The 16,809-nt window shown below is 73.1% G+C and carries 18 protein-coding genes; 13 read left to right on the forward strand and 5 right to left on the reverse strand.

Annotated features, from left to right (window positions below; genetic code table 11):
• Positions 1-22 precede the first annotated feature (22 nt).
• On the forward strand, positions 23-514 hold the full coding sequence (locus O7626_RS36610) for a hypothetical protein (RefSeq protein WP_278065514.1): 492 nt from the start codon (positions 23-25) through the stop codon (positions 512-514).
• A 33-nt stretch (positions 515-547) separates the two neighbouring features.
• On the opposite strand, the gene O7626_RS36615 is transcribed toward O7626_RS36610, so the two are convergent.
• Positions 548-1,426 carry a hypothetical protein gene (locus O7626_RS36615; RefSeq protein ID WP_278065515.1) on the reverse strand — a complete coding sequence of 293 codons (879 nt, stop codon included), beginning with the start codon at positions 1,424-1,426 and terminating at the stop codon, positions 548-550.
• A gap of 330 nt (positions 1,427-1,756) precedes the next feature.
• On the opposite strand from O7626_RS36615, the gene O7626_RS36620 reads away from it, so the two are divergent.
• Positions 1,757-2,242, forward strand: a complete 486-nt coding sequence (locus O7626_RS36620; RefSeq protein WP_007073334.1) for a CarD family transcriptional regulator — start codon at positions 1,757-1,759, stop codon at positions 2,240-2,242.
• A 66-nt stretch (positions 2,243-2,308) separates the two neighbouring features.
• Positions 2,309-3,043: a 2-C-methyl-D-erythritol 4-phosphate cytidylyltransferase gene (gene ispD, locus O7626_RS36625; RefSeq protein WP_278065516.1), complete on the forward strand. Its 735-nt coding sequence runs from the start codon at positions 2,309-2,311 to the stop codon at positions 3,041-3,043.
• Here the strand turns inward: ispD and O7626_RS36630 are convergent.
• The gene (locus O7626_RS36630; protein WP_278065517.1) at positions 2,997-4,037 is read right to left on the reverse strand and encodes a DUF418 domain-containing protein; all 1,041 of its coding nucleotides are present in this window, start codon (positions 4,035-4,037) and stop codon (positions 2,997-2,999) included. The two genes, ispD and O7626_RS36630, sit on opposite strands and share 47 nt — an antisense overlap.
• Positions 4,038-4,181: 144 nt before the next feature.
• Here O7626_RS36630 and ispF point away from each other — a divergent pair, with 144 nt between their 5' ends.
• The 5 genes from ispF to O7626_RS36655 all read left to right on the forward strand — a co-directional run bounded on the left by ispF (position 4,182) and on the right by O7626_RS36655 (position 8,228).
• On the forward strand, positions 4,182-4,658 hold the full coding sequence (ispF, locus tag O7626_RS36635) for a 2-C-methyl-D-erythritol 2,4-cyclodiphosphate synthase (RefSeq protein ID WP_278065518.1): 477 nt from the start codon (positions 4,182-4,184) through the stop codon (positions 4,656-4,658).
• A 246-nt stretch (positions 4,659-4,904) separates the two neighbouring features.
• Entirely contained in the window at positions 4,905-5,543 is a 639-nt protein-coding gene (locus tag O7626_RS36640; protein WP_278065519.1) for a DUF5753 domain-containing protein, read from the forward strand.
• Positions 5,536-5,724: a DUF397 domain-containing protein gene (locus tag O7626_RS36645; protein WP_278065520.1), complete on the forward strand. Its 189-nt coding sequence runs from the start codon at positions 5,536-5,538 to the stop codon at positions 5,722-5,724. The genes O7626_RS36640 and O7626_RS36645 overlap by 8 nt, the downstream gene beginning before the upstream one ends.
• A 229-nt stretch (positions 5,725-5,953) precedes the next feature.
• A complete protein-coding gene (locus O7626_RS36650) occupies positions 5,954-6,991 on the forward strand; it encodes a tetratricopeptide repeat protein (RefSeq protein ID WP_278065521.1) in 1,038 nt (345 codons plus the stop codon).
• 259 nt (positions 6,992-7,250) lie between these two features.
• Positions 7,251-8,228, forward strand: coding sequence for a hypothetical protein (locus O7626_RS36655; RefSeq protein WP_278065522.1), 978 nt, complete (start codon positions 7,251-7,253; stop codon positions 8,226-8,228).
• A 37-nt stretch (positions 8,229-8,265) separates the two neighbouring features.
• Here the strand turns inward: O7626_RS36655 and O7626_RS36660 are convergent, their stop codons facing one another.
• Positions 8,266-9,441 carry a homogentisate 1,2-dioxygenase gene (locus tag O7626_RS36660; RefSeq protein WP_278065523.1) on the reverse strand — a complete coding sequence of 392 codons (1,176 nt, stop codon included), beginning with the start codon at positions 9,439-9,441 and terminating at the stop codon, positions 8,266-8,268.
• A 112-nt stretch (positions 9,442-9,553) separates the two neighbouring features.
• Here O7626_RS36660 and O7626_RS36665 point away from each other — a divergent pair, with 112 nt between their 5' ends.
• The 5 genes from O7626_RS36665 (at position 9,554) to O7626_RS36685 (ending at position 14,450) form a co-directional block, all read left to right on the forward strand.
• Positions 9,554-10,411: a hypothetical protein gene (locus O7626_RS36665; RefSeq protein WP_278065524.1), complete on the forward strand. Its 858-nt coding sequence runs from the start codon at positions 9,554-9,556 to the stop codon at positions 10,409-10,411.
• A 16-nt stretch (positions 10,412-10,427) separates the two neighbouring features.
• Positions 10,428-11,636 (forward strand): fumarylacetoacetase, encoded by a 1,209-nt coding sequence (gene fahA, locus O7626_RS36670; protein ID WP_278065525.1) that lies wholly within the window; start codon positions 10,428-10,430, stop codon positions 11,634-11,636.
• Between the two features lie 186 nt (positions 11,637-11,822).
• Positions 11,823-12,020 carry a DUF397 domain-containing protein gene (locus O7626_RS36675; protein WP_278065526.1) on the forward strand — a complete coding sequence of 66 codons (198 nt, stop codon included), beginning with the start codon at positions 11,823-11,825 and terminating at the stop codon, positions 12,018-12,020.
• A gap of 452 nt (positions 12,021-12,472) precedes the next feature.
• Positions 12,473-13,006: an SRPBCC domain-containing protein gene (locus O7626_RS36680; RefSeq protein WP_278065527.1), complete on the forward strand. Its 534-nt coding sequence runs from the start codon at positions 12,473-12,475 to the stop codon at positions 13,004-13,006.
• A 61-nt stretch (positions 13,007-13,067) separates the two neighbouring features.
• Positions 13,068-14,450, forward strand: a complete 1,383-nt coding sequence (locus tag O7626_RS36685) for a PQQ-binding-like beta-propeller repeat protein (RefSeq protein ID WP_278065528.1) — start codon at positions 13,068-13,070, stop codon at positions 14,448-14,450.
• 48 nt (positions 14,451-14,498) lie between these two features.
• Here O7626_RS36685 and hisC read toward each other — a convergent pair whose 3' ends face one another.
• A complete protein-coding gene (gene hisC / locus O7626_RS36690) occupies positions 14,499-15,647 on the reverse strand; it encodes a histidinol-phosphate transaminase (protein WP_278065529.1) in 1,149 nt (382 codons plus the stop codon).
• Positions 15,644-16,795: an RDD family protein gene (locus O7626_RS36695; RefSeq protein WP_278065530.1), complete on the reverse strand. Its 1,152-nt coding sequence runs from the start codon at positions 16,793-16,795 to the stop codon at positions 15,644-15,646. Before O7626_RS36695 ends, hisC begins: the two co-directional genes overlap by 4 nt.
• Between the last annotated feature and the right edge of the window lie 14 nt (positions 16,796-16,809).

Genomic DNA, 16,809 nt, shown 5'->3' on the forward strand with positions numbered 1-16,809 from the left:
GACCGGCGGGAGGAGGCGACCGGTGCGCAGGTTGGCGTTGACGATGGCGGCGGTGCTGCTGGTCGGGATCGGTGGTTGGTGGTCGGTACGGTCGGCGCCGGAGCCGGCCCGCCCCGGGCAGACCGGGGTGGGTGTGCCGGAGCGGGCGCCGGGGGCCGGCGGGGCGGACCTGGCCGGCGAGCGGAGCGGGAGTGTGGCCGGGCAGAGCCTGCCGCGCTTTCCGGACACCATCTGGCGGGAGACGGCGACGCTCAACCAGCGCCGCTTCGTCACCTGGTCGATCGACACCCGTCCGGGTGGCCGCTACCTGCTCCAGTACGTCTGTCTCAGCCCCGGTGAGCTGCACATCAGGGTGTTGCGCGGGGTGACCCGGAGCTGGTCGAACTCGGTGAGCTGCCCGGGGCCGTTCGGCAGTGTGCAACTCGTCGCGGCCGGGGACGAACTCTCGATCGGGGCCCGGCGGCTCAACCACCGGCACGTGGAGGTCGCCCTCCAGATGGTTGCCCTGCCCTGACCCGGTGGCCTGCCCTGACCTTCCGCGTCCTGGTCAGGGGGTGGTGACCAGGCGGCGCAGGTCGGCCTGGTAGTCGCCTGCCGAGCCGAGTTCCGGTACGGCCCGGAGGACCTGCCCGGACCGGTCGGCGAGTACGGCGGAGGGCCTGCCGTTCGGGGCGGGCAGCCGCAGTGCGGTCCGCAGCTCGGCGGTGGGGTCGGTGAGGAAGCGCGGTGTCCCGCCGCCGGGCGCCGGCACGGTACGCACCCCCGGCACGGTACGGCGGGTGCTGACCGCCAGCACGCCCACGCCGGGCGGTACGGCCCGGACGGCGGCGTCGAGGTGCTCCTCGCAGGTGCAGCCGTCGATCAGGATGATCACGGCGGGGAGCAGTCCGCGCAGCGGCACGAGCCGGCCGTCCTCGCCCATCAGATCGAGCGCGGGCAGGGACCGCCCGGCCGGCGCGGTCGGGCCGCCCAGGCTCGTCGGGCCGGTCGAGCCGCCGGGGCTACCCGGGTTGCCGGGGTTGCCCGTGTCGCCGTTACCGGCGTTGCCAGGGGTGCCGGAGCTGTCGGCGTTGCCGGAGCTGCCGGGGGTGCCCGGGGTGCTGCGGCCGGTGCCGACCGGGCGCTGCGGGTTGGGCCAGGTGATGGCGAAGAGGCTGGCCAGGGTGGTCAGCACGGCCACCGTCATGATCATCAGACAGAGCCGGAGCGGGGCGGGGCCGGTGGTGTCGGTGCGCAGGCCGAGGCGTCGGCGCCAGCCGTCGCGGCGGCCCCGGAGCCGCAGCTCGCGGCGGACCTGCGCGGATTCGGCGGCCAACTCGGCGGGGTCGTCGGGGATGACGATCCGCCCCCACTCCGCGGGCAGGTCGGGCACGCCGTCGAACGGGCCGTTGTCCGGTCGGCCGTCGCCGTCCGCCGACGTGCTCATGGCGCACCCCCTGGCCGGCTCACCGCAGGTGTGAATCGGGCTCCGTCCAGCCTCCCCCACCGGAGGTCGTACCGCTAGTGGGCGGCGGTGCCATGCGTCGAAGAAGTATGCTGGGAGGGCCGCAACGCCCTACATCCGATTTTTCCGATCCGCCTTGTCGGCCGGTGATCCGTTTGTCACGCAGCGTGCCGAAATCCACGGATCACTGCCTTGTCAAGCTGAAGAAAGACCTCTCACAGGGCCTCTGAGCTGCGCTAACGGTCAGGACTGCGGTGGGACATCGGTGCCTGAGCGTGTTACCCTAGACACAGCGAAAGGGGTTTCGAACCTATGGTTTTCAGTGTCGGCGAGACCGTTGTTTACCCCCACCACGGGGCCGCACTCATCGAGGCAATCGAGACTCGGGTCATCAAGGGCGAGCCCAAGCAGTACCTCGTCCTCAGGGTCGCTCAGGGTGATCTGACGGTCCGGGTGCCCGCGGAGAATGCCGAGATCGTGGGTGTGCGCGAAGTGGTCGGCGAAGAGGGCCTGGGCAAGGTCTTCGACGTCCTCCGTGCCCCGCACACCGAGGAGCCGACCAACTGGTCGCGGCGTTACAAGGCAAATCTGGAGAAGCTGGCCTCCGGTAACCCCCTCAAGGTGGCTGAGGTCGTCCGCGACCTCTGGCGCCGTGAGCGGGAGCGGGGCCTGTCGGCGGGCGAGAAGCGGATGCTCGCCAAGGCCCGCGACATCCTCGTCGGTGAGGTCGCACTCGCCGAAAAGAGCACCAAGGACGAAGCGGAAACTCTGCTCGACAAGGTGCTCACCGAGGCATAGCCCCGCACGCCGGCACGTTTCGTCAGTGCCTGCGACGTACCCCGAAGAAAGACCGAGGACCGCGACGTGACCGCGCAGCTCAATCCGCGCGGTGACGTCGCGGTCCTCGTTCCTGCGGCGGGTGCCGGGGTCCGGCTCGGGCCGGGCGGCCCCAAGGCGCTCCGCCGGATCGGCGGCGAACCGCTGCTGGTGCACGCCGTGCGGCGGATCGCCGCCGCGCCCTCGGTGCACACCGTCGTGGTGGCCGCGCCGCCCGGCGACGCCGACGCGGTCCGCGACCTGCTCGCCCCGGTCGCCGAGTTGACCGTGGTGGCCGTGGTGGCCGGCGGCGCCACCCGGCAGGAGTCGGTCGCCGCCGCGCTGGCCGCGGTGCCGGCCGGCCCGGAGATCGTCCTGGTGCACGACGCGGCCCGCGCGCTCACCCCGACCGCCCTGGTCGAGTCGGTCGCCGAGGCGGTCCGCGGTGGCGCGGAGGCGGTCGTCCCGGTGCTGCCGGTGGTCGACACTGTCAAGGAGGTCTCGGCCGCCGGGCTGGTGCTCGGCACCGTGGACCGGTCCGCGCTGCGGGCCGTGCAGACCCCGCAGGGCTTCCGGCGGTCGGTGCTGGCCGCCGCGCACGCCGCCGCCGTCGACCCGCTGACCGACGACGCGGGCCTGGTCGAGAAGCAGGGGGTACCCGTCACCTGCGTCCCCGGCTCGGAGTACGCGCTGAAGATCACCCGCCCGTTCGACCTGGCCCTGGCCGAATACCTGCTCACCTCGACCCGATACGACGGAGAGGCGGACGACGGGCCCAGGTGACCCAGCGCCAGAGCCATTCCAGGGGGCCTTGACGACAACGCCGCAGCCAGAGCGTCGACCACAGCCATTGCAGGGCGAGCACGCCGGCCGCCACCAGGAGCACCGTCGTCGAGGACCAGCGGTGCGGAGGCCCGTCGATGCCTGACGCGGCGACCCGGACGAGCAGCGAGGCGGTCAGGTAGTTCGTCAACGCCATCCGCCCGAGGGGCTGGAAGACCGCCCGGAGCACCGGGTACAGCGGTGTCCTGAGCAGGACCAGTAGAGCGCAGACGTAGGCGCCGGCGAGCAGCAGCCCGGCCGTCGTGTGCAGCGGATCCCCGACGCCGTCCTGCGCGACGAGCAGTGGCACCGCCCCCGCGCCGAAAAGTACCGTGAGGCCGGCCGGGCCCAGGCTGGACGTCCCCATCCGCCGGACCAGGCCGTAGCGCGTCAGCGTCGCGCCCAGCAGGAAGAGTCCGGGGACCAGCACGAGATGCATGCCGCCGAGGGCCAACGGCGTCAGCAGGAGGAGGTTGGCGAGGACGGCCGTCGCCCACCGGGGCAGCCAGCTCGCCGGCAACAACACGACCAGGCCGACCACGGCGTACGCCATCAGGATGTCACCCGGCCACAGCAGGAGGAAGTGAGCCAGACCAATTCCGAGCAGGGCGAGAAGGCGCCGGAGCAGGACGACACGCGGCCGGGCCACCCGGTCGGCGGCGGATTCGAACAGCAGCGCGAAGCCGATGCCGAACAGCAGCGAGAAGATCACGAAGAATCGTTCGTTGACGAAGAGCCCGATCAGGTCCACACCGAGGTCGGACGGGCCCGGGTCCGCCGCCCCGGCGACGACGGGGGCGCCGGCTGCGGCGATTGGTGGGACGTTCGCCACCAGGATGCCGCAGAGCGCGAACCCGCGGACTATGTCGAGCGCCGGCAGACGGGATTGGCCGGCATTCGAGGCTGGGGTGTGACGATCCGGCAGCCGGTCGGTGGCCGGCGTGGTTTGTGACATGCACCCAGACCCTGCCCGCGTTCTGTCGGCACAACGCCGGGCGAAAGCACGGTTCCGGCTGGCGGCGTTCGTACTTGCGGCTGGTTGACTACGGAGATCCGCACCCGCGAGCGGGGAAGGGATGTCGGCGCCTACGCTTCGCAGGTGATCCTTCCGCTGGTCGGTGTCGGTACCGACGTGCACGGGTTCGAGCCGGGCCGGGCCTGCTGGGTCGCCGGGCTGCACTGGCCCGGCGTGGACGGGCTGGCCGGGCACTCCGACGGCGACGTTGCCGCGCACGCCGCCTCTGACGCGCTGCTCTCCGCCGCCGGCCTCGGCGACCTGGGCAGCAACTTCGGGGTCGCCGAGCCGGAGTGGGCCGGCGCCGCCGGGGTCACCCTGCTGGCCGAGACCGCCCGCCGGGTCCGGGCCGCCGGCTTCGAGATCGGCAACGTCTCGATCCAGGTCATCGGGGTACGCCCGAAGATCGGTCCCCGCCGCGACGAGGCCCAGCAGGCGCTGACGGCGGCGGTCGGCGCCCCGGTCACCGTCTCCGGCACCACCACCGACGGCCTCGGGCTCACCGGCCGGGGCGAGGGACTGGCCGGAATCGCCGTCGCACTGGTACACCGCCAGCCCTGATCCACCCCCACCCCCCGCTCCCGCTCCTGCAAGCAGATCTTGACGAACTGTTGTCGCTGTGGGTGCAAGAAATCGTCAAGATCTGACGCACGCCCCCTGCGCGGCATTAGGCGGGGCTGGTTTATGCGGAAGTAGTGCGATCTCTTGGCCCGGTCCAGGGTGGACCGTTCGGCGGTGGCGGCCGAGGATGGCCGCAAAGGCACCGCGGGCGGGTGACCTGTGCCGATGCGCGGGACAGGGGTGGTAGTGAGTGACATCCAGGCACTACTGAAGCGGCTGCGGGCCGACCGGAGAATGACCCAGCGACAGGTGGCCGAGGACGCGCAGGCGCTCTGGATGCGGCCCTGGCGGGAGAACGAGAAGCGCGCCGTGCTGCTGCGCACGTTCGAACCGAACCTGATCCCCGGGCTGCTCCAGACCGAGGCTTACACGCGGGCGGTGCTGCGCGGCGGCCGGCTGCCCGACGAGGCGGTCGAGTGGACCGTCCAGGACCGCCGGGCCCGGCAGGCGGCCACGGTGGACCGGCCGGACCCGCCGATGCTGACCGCGATCCTCGGTGAGTTCGCGCTGCGCTGCGGCCCGCCGGACGTGCTGAAGGAGCAGCTCGAACACCTGCTCGGCGCCACCGCGCGCAGCCGGGTGCAGGTGCGGGTGGTGCCGCTCGCCGCCGGTCTGCACATCGGACTCTCCGGCCCGTTCGTGCTGGCGACGCTCGCCGGTGGCGGCCGGGTCGGCTACCTGGACAGCCAGTTGCGCGGCGAGGTCGCGACCGACCCGGAGGATCTGACGAAGTTAGAGTTGGCCTGGGACATCGTGACCGGGCTCGCACTTCCGGTCGACCAGTCGAGGGACCTGATCGGGAAGGCGGTCGAGGAGTATGGCTGAGCAGCCGAACTGGCGCACGAGCAGCCGCAGCAGTGCCAACCAGGGCAACTGCGTGGAGGTGGCGGACAACCTTCCGGGCCGGGTCCTGGTGCGGGACAGCAAGGACCGGTCCGGGCCGGTGCTGGCATTCGCCCCGGCGACCTGGCGCGGCTTCGTCCGGGACCTTCGCGCCGCCCGCTGAGGAAGTCAGGGAGCGCGCCGAGGAAAGTTAGGGACCAAGCCTGACACCACGGGGGGAGCGCCAGGCTTGGTCCCGTCTACGGTACCGCGCATCCGCCGGCATGGGGAGTGGGCATTCGGCGGGTCGCCCGATAACTGGCCGGTTGCCGCCCGCCACCTGCCCGGGGAGTGGGTGTTCGGCGGGTCGGGCGCGACGATCCGCCGAGACAGCGCCCGATACGCTCGGACCCGTGTCCAGCGACGCCGACTCCGACCACTCCTCCTCCGCCGAAGGGTACGTCCAGCGCGCCGAACTGCTCGCCGAACTCGGCCGGTACGACGAAGCCGCCGCCGAAGTCGGGTTCGCGATCGCGCTCGACCCGTCGAACGCGCCTGCGCTGGTCATGCTCGCGATGGTCAAACTGGCCGGTGACAAGCCGGAGGAGGCGCTGACCGCCGCCGACTCGGCGATGGCCGTCGCCCCGGAGTCGATCCACCCGCTGGTGATCCGGGGACACGCCCTGGCCGACCTGCGCCGGTTCAAGGAGGCGGCGGCGGCCGCCGACCGGATCCTCGCACTCGGCCCGGACGACGCGTACGCCCAGCGCAGCGCGGCGGCGATCCTGGGCGAGTCGCGCAACGGGCAGCAGGCCCTCAACGCGGCCTGGCGCGGGGTCGAGTTGGCGCCGGAGGAGCCGCAGGCACACCTGGTACTCGGCCTGGTGGCGGCCAGGATGCAGAAGTTCGAGCTGGCCGAGCGGGCGTACCGGGAGGCGCTGCGGCTGGACCCGGAGCTGGCGGCGGCCCAGCACAACATCGGGGTGATCCGGCTGGAGCAGCGGCGCTACTCCGAAGCACTGGAGCACCTCGCCGACGCGGCGGTGCTGGAACCGACGAGTGGCGACGGTGCCCGGGCGATCAGCGGCGGGCTGCGCCAACTGCTGATGTACGGCGCCGGCTACACGATCGTGGTGTCGATCCTGGTGGCCTGCCTGGCGGCGGCCAACCCGGTGTCGTCCCGGCTCTGGGCCGGGCTGGCGGCGGTGACCGGCGGCTTCCTGGTCTGGCGGTTCCTCCGGCGGGTGCCGAACCTGGGCCGGGGACGGCTGCCGGAGCTGATCCGCGCCGACCGGCTGCTGGCGCTGGCCGTCTACGCCGTGATCGCCGGGCCGTGCCTGATCCTGCTCTACGCGATCCTGGGCAGCCCGTGGCCGCTGGTGCTGGCGATCGCCACGACCGCCGCGACCGAGCTGGCGGTGCTCTTCGGCTGGTCACCCGACCGCGACTGACGGCATCAGCCGTTCCGGACGACGGGACCGAACAGGTAGAGTCCGGGACAGATCATCCTGTTTCTTCGCGGCTCGCCCCGTGCCGACCGGACGATCGGAGATGCGAGCGATGGCTCGGCAGTGGACAGTTCGGCAGCGGTCGCGGCGGTCGCAGCCGTGGAGTCGCCGGATCGGTGCGGCGGCGTGCGGAGCGTTGCTGCTCACGGGTTGCACCAGCGGCGAGAGCGGACCGGAGCCGCCGGCGCCCGAGGTGAGCACCGTGGAGTTCGAGCAGCGGCTCACCGAACACCTGTCCCGGGCGGTGGGCGGGGCCCTGGAACCGGAGGCGCGGGCCACCCCGCCGAACCACTCCCGGAGTGTGGGGTGTGCGGAGCTGCCCGAGGGCGGGCCGACCTGGGGTGTCCGGCCGCGAGCCGAGCTGACGGTGTCCGCTGGTGACAAGGCCGAGAAGTACCTCGACGACGTGGTGACCTGGATTCTCCGCGACAAATTCGCCGAGTACGAGTGGCGGTGGCGGGTCGGCACGCCTGCCGATGTCAAGGAGATCACCGCCGTCCACGAGGACGGCACCGAGTTGCTGATGGAGATGGCCCGGGGCAGCGACCAGTTCACCGTCAGGATGACCGGGCCGTGCACCTGGCCGCCGGATCGGCCCGGTGGCCCGCCCGCCGGGCGGCTCCCACCCCTTCCGGCGCCGTCCGGGCCGACGCAGACCCGCAGCGTCGACGACCAGGGGACCTGCCGCTCGCCGAAGCTCTACGTCTACAACCTCACCTCTCGCCCCTTCGCCGGCCGTGGCCCGCATCTGATGATGCTGGTCAGGTATGCCGACGAGAAGGCCATGGAGTATGCCGAGGTCCAGCTGCCCAGGGACTGGGAACCTCGGTACGCGCCGGGCACCTCCCAGCGGAACCTCGACCAGGTCCAGCTCCTCGTCTGCGTGCGCGTCACGGCGACCCGGGACTCGCGCCAGGACCTCACCTGCAACTATGCGAGTGAAGACGCGCTGCTGGGCGGTGGCAGGCCGTTCACCTTCGACCTGTTCGAGAGCGTCTACCACGTCACGGTTCGGGAGGCCCGCAGCGGCCGGAAGGTCAGCGAGTTCACCGTCCCCGGACGGCAGAGCGGTGCGGACAACTGTCCGTTCCGGATGAACTACAACCGGAAGCTGGCCAGGGGCATCGACGAGGCGGCCTTCGAGCGCAGGCTGCGGCCCCTGGTCGAAGCGGACCGGTGACGGGTCGTCGCGGTACGGGTCAGCCGGTCGTACCCGGTCAGCCGGTGGTACGGCGCGCCCAGGTCCAGGCGTAGCCGGTGTCCTCGCAGGACAGTGCCGGGCCGCAGAGGTCGAGTGGCCGGAAGGTGTCCACCATGACGGCCAGTTCGTCGAAGCTCTCCGCCCCGATCGCCCGCTCCGGGGCACCGGGCTGCGGGCCGTGGGTGAAGCCGGCCGGGTGCAGCGAGATCGAGCCCTGCTCGATGCCGGAGCCGCGCCGCGCCTCGTAGTTGCCGCCGGTGTAGAAGAGCATCTCGTCGGAGTCGACGTTGTGGTGGTTGTACGGCACCGGGACGGCCAGCGGATGGTAGTCGACCTTGCGGGGTACGAAGGAGCAGATCACGAAGTTCGGACCCTGGAAGGTCTGGTGCACCGGCGGCGGCTGGTGGATCCGTCCGGTGATCGGCTCGAAGTCGTGGATCGAGAACGCCCACGGATAGAGGTGGCCGTCCCAGCCGACCACGTCGAACGGGTGGTTGGCGTAGACGTGCCGGGTCCAGCCCCGGCGGTGCTGGACGTACACCTCGACGTCGGTCTCCTCGACCAGCAGCGGCGCCTCCGGGCCGCGTACGTCCCGCTCGCAGTAGGGGGAGTGTTCGAGGAACTGGCCGCGTACCGAGAGGTAGCGCTTGGGTGGGCCGATGTGCCCGGTCGCCTCGATGGCGAGCATCCGCAGCGGTTCCGGGGCGATCGGCACGATCCGGTACACCACCGAGGTGGGGATGACCACGTAGTCGCCGGCGGTCACCCCGAGCACCCCGAAGCTGGACTCGACCCGGGCTGCGCCGGACTCGACGTAGAGGCACTCGTCGCCGACGGCGTTGCGGTAGAGCGGGGAGGGCTGGTCGGCGACGACGTACGAGATCCGGACGTCGTCGTTGGCCAGCAGGTGCGCCCGGCCGAGGATCGCGTCGGTGCCGGCGCCGCCGTCGAGCTTGTGGGTACGCAGGTGGCGGGGCTTGAGCGGCAGGTTCGGCACCCGCTGCCAGGCCGGCGGGGTGAACTCCTCGGCGGCGACGATCGCGGTCGGCAGGTAGCGGTGGTAGAGCAGTGACGAGTCGGAGGAGAAACCCTCCTGTCCCATCAGCTCCTCGGCGTAGAGGCTGCCGTCGGGCTGCCGGAACTGGGTGTGCCGTTTCCGGGGAACCTCGCCGACGCTGCGGTAGTACGGCATGATCGCCTCCCTTTTGTCCCAGTGACCGGCCTTGTCCCAGTCACCGGCCGAGAGTGTCCGATAATCGGACGGTGTTGTCCGCTAGTCGTAGCGTCCCGTAAGTTCTCTGTTCGTGTCAACGCAGCTGCCCCGGCTCTTCGCCGGGCTGGTCGACGACGCCGCCGTCTTCCCGCCCGGCAACGCCGCCCTGCCCGACGCGGTCGCGGCACACCGCCGGCACCGGGGCGCCTGGTACGCCCCGCTGGTCGGCCCGCTGCTGCTGCCCGCCTCGGCGCTGCCCGAGCTGCCTGCGCTGCTCGCCGCCGACGAGCGGATCGACGTCGGCGTGATCGGCGACGTACCCGTGCCCGAGCTGTACCCGCTGCGCGACCGCACCGACCCCCGGATCCGGATCCGGCAGGTCGAGGCGGCGGTGGCCAAGCGGGGCGAGGACCCGCTGCCCGGCCTCGCCGCGCTCGCCGGCCTCCCCGCCCACCTCGACGACGCCGACGTGTACGCCGAGATACCGCTCACCTGGGGGCTGCTCGGCGCCCTCGACCGGCTGGCCGACGAACGGGCCGCCGGCAAGCGGATCGCCGCCAAGTTCCGCACCGGCGGGCTGGCCGCCGAACTCTTCCCCACCCCGGTCGAGCTGGCCGCCGTGATCGGCGCCTGTCGGGACCGGGAACTGCCGTTCAAACTCACCGCCGGGCTGCACCACGCGATCCGGCACATCGACCCGGAGACCGGCTTCACCCACCACGGCTTCGTGAACATCCTGGCCGGCACCAGCGCCGCCTGTGCCGGCGCCGAGGTCGCCGAGGTGGCCGAGACACTTGTCGCGACCGACCCGCTGCCGCTGGTCGAGGCGGCCCGCGCCCGGCGTGACGAGCAGCGTCCACTCTGGATCAGCTTCGGCTCGTGCAGCGTGATGGAGCCCCTGATCGACCTGGTCCGACTGGGACTGGTGAACGGAGGCTTCGAGCCGTGACGGTTGGAGGAGACGCGTGACCTGGGTGGCGGAGGCGGCAGGATCGGCGTACGGGGTGCACAACCTGCCGTACGGGGTCTTCCGGTCGGCGGGGCAGCCGCCCCGGATCGGCGTACGGATCGGGAATCTCGTCCTCGACCTGGCCGGCGCGGAGGCCGCCGGACTGGTACTCGCCGGCGGGGCGCTGCGACAGCCGACCCTGAACACGTTCCTGGCGCTCGGCCGCGCACAGTGGACGACGGTACGCACCCGGATCGTGCAACTGTTGACCGGGGAGGAGCACCGGGCGGCGGTGACCCCGCTGCTCGTGCCGCTCGACCGGGTCGAGATGGTGCTGCCGTTCGAGGTCGCCGACTACGTCGACTTCTACTCCTCGGAACACCACGCGACGAACGTGGGGCAGATCTTCCGGCCCGGCGGGGCGGCGCTGCTGCCGAACTGGCGGCACCTGCCGGTCGGCTACCACGGCCGGGCCGGCACCGTGGTGGTCTCCGGCACTCCGGTGGTCCGCCCGAACGGCCAGCGCAGCACCCCGGACGGGCCGGTGTACGGGCCGTCGACCCGGCTCGACATCGAGGCCGAGGTGGGCTTCGTGGTCGGCGTACCGTCGCCGCTCGGCGAGCGGGTCGGGGTGGACGACTTCGCCGCGCACGTCTTCGGGGTGGTACTCGTCAACGACTGGTCGGCCCGGGACATCCAGGCGTGGGAGTACCAGCCGCTCGGGCCGTTCCTCGGCAAGTCGTTCTGCACCTCGGTCTCGCCCTGGGTGGTGCCGCTGGAGGCACTGTCCGACGCCTGGGTGCCGGCACCGGCCCAGGACGACCCGGCGGTGCTGGACTACCTGCGGGACGTACCGCACCTGGGGCTGGACCTGCGGTTGACCGTGGACTGGAACGGCACCCGGGTCAGCGAGCCCCCGTTCGCCGGAATGTACTGGACCCCGGCCCAGCAGCTCGCGCACCTGACGGTGAACGGCGCCGCGCTGCGTACCGGTGATCTCTACGCCTCCGGGACGATCTCCGGGCCACAGCGTGCGGAGGTCGGGTCGTTCCTGGAGCTGACCTGGGGCGGGGCCGAGCCCGTTAAGCTTTCCGACGGCTCGACCCGGACCTTCCTGGACGACGGCGACACGGTGAGTATCGGTGCCACCGCGCCAGGACCGGACGGCACGACGGTCGCCCTCGGCGAGGTCGTCGGCACCGTGGCTCCGGCCCGGAACGCCTGACGCAGTCCGCCGGAAGCCTGCCCGGCACGCGGCGGCTCCGCGCGGGCCGGACGGCGTGTGCGACACCTGGACCGAGCTGGCCGACAAGATGCTCCATCGCGTAACAGGATCCGTCATCGTCCGTTGGACTTACCCGGATGGGCATAAACCCGTCATCAAGTGTGATTCACCTTGAAGGGGTACGAAATGTTCAATGCGGGAGTTGCTCTGTGGCGGAAGAGCAGCCGGTCCAACGACCAGGGGCTCTGCATCGAGGTGGCCGACAACCTGCCCGGGGTGGTCGGCGTGCGTGACTCGTTGGACCCGGCTCCGGTACTCGAGTTCGAGCCCGCCAGCTGGGCGGCATTCGTGACCGCGACCAGGACGGGTGCGTTCGGCAGCTGATCGAAACCGCGCGGTTCCGAGCGCTGCCGGAACCGCGCGGTCCCAGGGCCCTGGCCCGCGTCTCCCGGCCTGGCGCGCGTCTCCCGGCCCGCCGCTTCGGCCCGAGGGCGCGGAACGGGACGCGTGCGGCGGCGGGGATATCTGGTTCGCACGCTGTCGAGCTGGGCGCACGAACGGGACGCCGGGCGGCGGCCGAGTCCGCTGCGCCTGCGCCCCTGTCGGGTGGCTGTGCCCCTGTCTGGCGGCTGCGTCCTGGCCGAGGTCGTGGCTGGGCGCACAGGCGGGGCAGCTCGACAGTCTCGCGCGCGGACATCGTCCGGCCGGCTGGCGTCGTACGTCTTCGGCTCTTCGTCCCGACGGCGTGTCGCGCTGTCACGTTCTGATCACTCTGTGACGCTCCGGGCTGTGCGGCGCCCGGGGCACGTCGTACCGTGGTGGTCGGGGAGGAGCCGATGTCGACGGTGGCGTTCAGCCGATTGATCGAGGCACCCGCTGACGAGCTGTGGCGGGTCTTCACCGACCTGCCCGGCCGGCCCGGTTGGCTCTGCCAGGTCGAGCAGGTCGAGGTCCTCGCCCAAGGGCCGGGTGAGCACGGTCAGGGACGGGGGACCGGGCTCGGGGTCGGGACCGTCTGGCGGGAGAGCCGCACCGGGCCGGACGGCAGGGTGGTGGTCGAGCAGTTCGCCGTGCGGGAGGCGTCAGCGCCCCGGCGACTCGTGGTCGGTTCGTCCGGCGACGGCGTGGACTACCTGACGACGTACACGTTCGCTCCGGTGCCGGCGCAGCGGCGCGGCCGGGGCCGGACCGTGGTGACCGTCACCCACGAGGGTGTGCCGACCGGCCGGTACGGCCGGTTGCTGGCGGTGGTGCTGGGCGGGCTCGCCGCGCGGGCCGGTGAGGGCGCGCTGCGCCGGGACCTGGCCGACCTGGCCGCGACCGCGACGGCCGCCGGCCCAGGTCAGGGCGACCGGGCGGTCGCCGCCTGACCCACCTGCCCGGACCCGGGCGCCCGGCGGGGCGATAGGGTTCCGGCGGAGGTGTCCGGGCATGGCAACGCCGAACGGCGCGCGGAACTGGCCGCGGACGGCGATTGCCGTCGCGGTGGCGCTGCTGCTGGTCGTCGGCTCCGCGGTGATCGTCTACCGGGTGCTGGCGCCGGCCGAGGTGATCACCCCGGCGCGGGCCGGCTATCCGGCACCGCCGGCCGTCCAACCCGGCGTCGTCGGCACCCTGAACGCCGCACCGCTGATCGTCGACGACCGGATCCGGGTCTATGCCAGCACCCGGACGATCCGGGCCGACCTGCCGGTCGACGCGCCGACCCGACGCACGCCGTACTGGTCGTACCGGCGCTGGCCAGCCCAGTTGGCGGGGGTGGTGGCCGACGGTGCCACCGTGCTGACCCGCTGGTCCGACGGAAAGCTCGTGGCGCTGGACGCCCGTACCGGCACCGTGCGCTGGCGGGCCACCGGGCCGGAGCCCGGACACGGCTATCTCGGCCGGCGTACCGGGGCCGGCACCGTCTACGCCCCGAGCGGTCTGCACACCGCTCGCACCGCGACCGGCCGACCCGTACTTGTCGTCGTCGGCACCGCCGACCGGCGCGGGCTCGACCTCGACACCGGCCGGGAACTGTGGCGCCTCGCCGCCGGCCCGGACTGTTCCGGCGACGGCGACGGCGACGGGTCCGGCGACGGGCCGGACGACGGGGCCGCCGCCGCGGAGGCCGCGGCCGGCGTGGGCGACGGGCTCACCACAGCCGACGGGTTCTTCGCCGTGGCCGACAGCTGTGCCGGGGCGGACGAGGTCGTATTCCACGACGTGGCCACCGGCGCCCTGGCCGGTCGCTGGCGGCCGGAGGGCTCGGGCCAGCCGGTCCAGCTGGGTCCGGTCGGCTGCCTGACCGGCCGATCGGGTTGCCGGGCGCTGCGGACGGTCGCCGGGGGCGTGACCCGGGGCTGGCTGCTCGACGGCGCCCGCCCGGTACCGGCACCGGCGCTGGACGCACCCGAGGCCGTACTCGTCGACGAGGTCGCGGTGACGCTGGGCGGGACCGGGCTGGTGGCCCGCTCGGCACGGACCGGCGCCGACCTGTGGCGCTGGTCGGACACGGCTGGCCCCGAGGCCCCGGTCGACCGAGGACAGGGCGGGCCGGCGGGTGGGCCGGTCCGGCTGGTCGCCGCCCAACCGGGCCGGGTGCACCTGCGTACCGCCGGAGGCGACCTGGTCACCCTCGACGCGGCGACCGGGGCGGAACGGTCGCGGTTCCCGTTCACCTACGGGCGGGACTCGACCACCTGGGCCCCCGGGTTCGCGTACGCGGCCGGCGGGTTCGTCGCGGTGGAGCGGCTCGCCGAGCCGGTCGACCCGGCCGCCGGGGACGACCGCTACTACCTGGCCGCCCAGCCGGTCATCCTGGCCGGCACCTGAAGCACCCTGAGCACCTGAAGCACCTGAGCACCCGGCGGGGTTCCGGCGTCAGCGGGGCAGCAGGCTCGCGGCCGACTCCGCCACGGCCAGGAAGGCGTCGTTCTCCGCCGGGGTGCCGATGGTGACGCGTACGCCCTCGCCGGCGAAGGGGCGGACGATGATCCCGCGCGCCTCGCACGCCTGCCCGAACGGCACCGACTGGTCGCCCAGCGGCAACCAGACGAAGTTCGACTGGCTCTCCGGCACGTTCGCGCCGGCCGGCAACCGCTTGCGCAGCGCCTCGGTGACCCGCTCCCGCTCGGCGACCACCAGCGCGCAGCGCCGCCGCACCTCGTCGGCCTGGTCGAGCGCGGCCAGCGCCGCCGCCTGGGCGGCCAGGCTGGTGGAGAAGGGGGTGACCACCTTGCGTACCGTCGCCGCCACCTCCGGCGAGCCGACCAGGAAACCGATCCGCAGCCCGGCCAGCCCCCACGCCTTCGAGAAGGTGCGCAGCACCACGACGTTCGGCCGGTCGCCGTAGACCGCCAGCCCGTCCGGCACCTCGGGGTCGGTGACGAACTCCCGGTACGCCTCGTCGAGCACCACCAGCACGTCGTCCGGTACCGCCGCGAGGAACCGGTCCAGCTCGGCGCGGCGCAAACTGGTCCCGGTCGGGTTGTTCGGGTTGCAGACCAGGATCAGCCGGGTCCGGTCGGTCACCGCCGCCGCCATCGCCGCCAGGTCGTGCCCGTGGCCGGCGTCGTTGGGCACCCGCACGCTCGTCGCGCCGCTGGTCGCCGCGATGATCGGGTACGCCTCGAAGGAACGCCACGAATAGACGACCTCGTCCCCCGGCAGGCAGGTCGCCCGGACCAGGTGCTCGGCCAGCGCCACCGACCCGCAGCCGGTGGCGATCCGGTCCGGGTGCACGCCGTGGCGTTCGGCGAGCGCGGCACGCAGCGCCAGTACGCCCATGTCCGGGTAGCGGTGCACCCCGGCGACCGCCTCGGCGACCGCCTCCACCACCCCGGGCAGCGGCCCGTACGGCACCTCGTTGCTGGCCAGCTTGATCGCTTCCGGCAGGCCCAGTTCCCGGGCCAGGTCCGCCGGGCTGCGTCCGGGCACGTAGTTCGGCAGCGCGTCGAGGTCGGCGCGGGTCAGCCGGGGCGTCCCGGGCCGCCGCTCGGCGCCGGGGGCGGGACTGGTCGGACCGGTCATGACGTTGGGCCTCCGGAGCGGTCGTTCGGGGTGTCGGTGGGCTCGGCCGGGGAGGCGGCCGGGGCGGGCAGCCGGACCACCACGGTCTGCCCCCGCTTGTCGTGCAGGGACTGTCGCAGCGGCCGGTCGAAGAAGGCGAGCGCGCAGTCGACGAGCTGGATCAGGAAGCCGATGCCGCAGCAGGACCAGAGGAAGACCGGCAGGCCGAGCAGGTTCCACCGCCGGAACGAGCGGCCGAAGCCCAACTGCTCGGTCTCGGCCAGCGGTACGACCTTGATCCGCATCACCCGCTTGCCGAAGGTCTGCCCGGTGTTGGCGACCGACGGCACCTCGTAGGCGAACCAGAGCGCGACGGCGATCAGCAGGATCACCACCTGTAGGCCGTCGGCCTGGGCGCTGGCCTGCGGCAGGTTCTCGGTGGTCGACTCGCCGGCCAGGGCACGTCGGAAGATCTCCCGGGTGACCGGCCCGACCTCCTCGACGAAACGCCAGACGAACCAGCCGTTCACCACCACGTTGAGCAGCAGCACCACGCTGATGTCGATCAGCCGGGCGAGCACCCGGGCACCGAGCGGCGCCAGCTCCATCCCGTGTGGCCGGGGCGGCGGCGCGGCCCAGTACGGATGCGGCCAGCCTGGCGGCGGCTGCCCGTACGGCATCCCCGGCGGGTACGGCTGCCCCGCCGGCCCGGCGCCTGGCCAGCCGGGCGGAACCGGCCCACCGGGCCAGCCGGGCGGGACCGGCGGCCCGGAGCCGGGTGGCCCCGAGGCGGGTGGTCCGGCGGCGGGTGGTCCGCTCGGCGGTGCCCCGCTCACCGGCGGTGTACCGCCCGGTGGCGGTGCGCTGACCGGTGGCCCGCCCCAGGGCGGTCCTCCCCAGGGCGCGGCCGGTCCTCCGGGCGCCCCGGGCGGCGGCGTCGCCGGTGTGCCGGGCGCGGCGGGGGAACCCGGTGTGGCGGGGAAACCGGGTGCCCCGGCACCGCTGGCGGGTGCGGCGGGCGGCTCGGCTTCCTCGGGTTCCTCAGGTGGCGGGCCGGACGGCGGGGTGGCGTCGACGGGCAGGGCCGCGCCGATCCAGCCCTCGCCGTCCCAGTACCGCTGGGTGGTCGGCTCGGCGGGGTCGGCGTACCAGCCCGGTTGTACCGTCACCGGGCCGACCTTGG

It is taken from the genome of Micromonospora sp. WMMD1102 (assembly GCF_029626265.1).
Classification (GTDB): Bacteria; Actinomycetota; Actinomycetes; order Mycobacteriales; family Micromonosporaceae; genus Plantactinospora.

Coding starts and splice junctions, on each gene's coding strand:
- O7626_RS36615 (WP_278065515.1), bottom strand. CDS start 1,426: ATGAGCACGTCGGCGGACGGCGACGGCCGACCGGACAACGGCCCGTTC.
- O7626_RS36620 (WP_007073334.1), top strand. CDS start 1,757: ATGGTTTTCAGTGTCGGCGAGACCGTTGTTTACCCCCACCACGGGGCC.
- O7626_RS36630 (WP_278065517.1), bottom strand. CDS start 4,037: ATGTCACAAACCACGCCGGCCACCGACCGGCTGCCGGATCGTCACACC.
- O7626_RS36645 (WP_278065520.1), top strand. CDS start 5,536: ATGGCTGAGCAGCCGAACTGGCGCACGAGCAGCCGCAGCAGTGCCAAC.
- O7626_RS36660 (WP_278065523.1), bottom strand. CDS start 9,441: ATGCCGTACTACCGCAGCGTCGGCGAGGTTCCCCGGAAACGGCACACC.
- O7626_RS36675 (WP_278065526.1), top strand. CDS start 11,823: ATGTTCAATGCGGGAGTTGCTCTGTGGCGGAAGAGCAGCCGGTCCAAC.
- O7626_RS36680 (WP_278065527.1), top strand. CDS start 12,473: ATGTCGACGGTGGCGTTCAGCCGATTGATCGAGGCACCCGCTGACGAG.
- O7626_RS36685 (WP_278065528.1), top strand. CDS start 13,068: ATGGCAACGCCGAACGGCGCGCGGAACTGGCCGCGGACGGCGATTGCC.
- hisC (WP_278065529.1), bottom strand. CDS start 15,647: ATGACCGGTCCGACCAGTCCCGCCCCCGGCGCCGAGCGGCGGCCCGGG.